We start from the raw sequence: 1126 nt of genomic DNA, 5'->3' as shown, positions 1-1126 counted from the left end.
CCCCGCCGTTTTTTTTTGTCGTTCGCCGCGTTATGCGAAAGGCAGAAAGCCGCCGAGAAGTAACCAGCGGTTATGGTTAACGGGGAGTAAGCGCGCAGAATCGCCAACGATTTCAGCTCGATTGCGAAGCGCGCCAACCCGCCACAATGGTTTATGGTGAACCGGGGCTTATGCGGGTGGGGTGAGTTTCACCCTTTGTTAGCCATGTCAGCGCACCCTGTGGCCGTCACTCGATCCAGAAGCGATCGAACGAAGACGCGTAAGCCAGAAGGGTAAGAGTCATGTCCGGTATTGTTCTCTCTGCGTCGGTTCGCCAGAACCTGCTCTCTCTCCAGTCCACCGCCGATCTTCTCGCCACCACGCAAAACCGTCTGTCGACGGGCAAGAGCGTGAACTCGGCCCTGGACAATCCCACCAACTTCTTCACGGCACAGTCGCTCGACAACCGCGCCAGCGACATCAACAACCTGCTCGACGGCATCGCCAATGGTGTGCAGGTGCTGCAGGCTGCCAACACGGGCCTGACCTCGCTGCAGAAGCTGATCGACAGCGCCAAGTCGATCGCCAACCAGGCACTCCAGACCACCGTCGGTTATTCCACCAAGTCGAACGTCTCCACCACGATCTCCGGTGCAACGGCGGCCGATTTGCGTGGCACGACCTCCTTCGCCAGCGCGACCGCAAGCAGCAACGTCATTTATGACGGCGCGGCCGGCGGCACCACCGCTGCCAGCGGCACCACCACCCTCGGCGCCACCATCGGCGTTCTGCAGGGAACGGCGGCAACGGCCGGTGACGGCTCCACGGCTCTGACCGGCGCCATCACCCTGATCGCGTCCAGCGGCACCTCGGCGACCGGCCTGGTCGGCAACGCCCAGCCAGCTGACGGCGACACGCTGACGGTCAACGGCAAGACCATCACCTTCCGTGCGGGCTCGGCTCCGGCAACCTCCGGCGTTCCGACCGGTTCCGGCGTCAGCGGCAACATCGTCACGGACGGCAATGGCAACTCGACCGTCTATCTCGGCACCTCGGGTACGCCAGCTGCAAACGTCAGCGACCTATTGACCGCGGTCGATCTCGCCAGCGGCGTCAAGACGGTTTCGATTAGCGCCGGCGCTGCGAC

1 protein-coding gene is annotated in these 1126 nt (G+C 63.1%); it reads left to right on the top strand.

Annotated elements, in window-relative coordinates; genetic code table 11:
• Nucleotides 1–281: 281 nt before the first annotated feature.
• A partial coding sequence (locus AOQ71_RS40210) for a DUF1522 domain-containing protein (protein WP_157083815.1) occupies nt 282–1126 on the top strand: 845 nt, incomplete at its 3' end.

The sequence above is a fragment of the Bradyrhizobium manausense genome, assembly GCF_001440035.1.
GTDB classification, from domain to species: domain Bacteria; phylum Pseudomonadota; class Alphaproteobacteria; order Rhizobiales; family Xanthobacteraceae; genus Bradyrhizobium; species Bradyrhizobium manausense.
The sequence above is the reverse complement of the archived record's forward strand: the minus strand, read 5'-3'. Positions and strand labels throughout refer to the sequence as shown.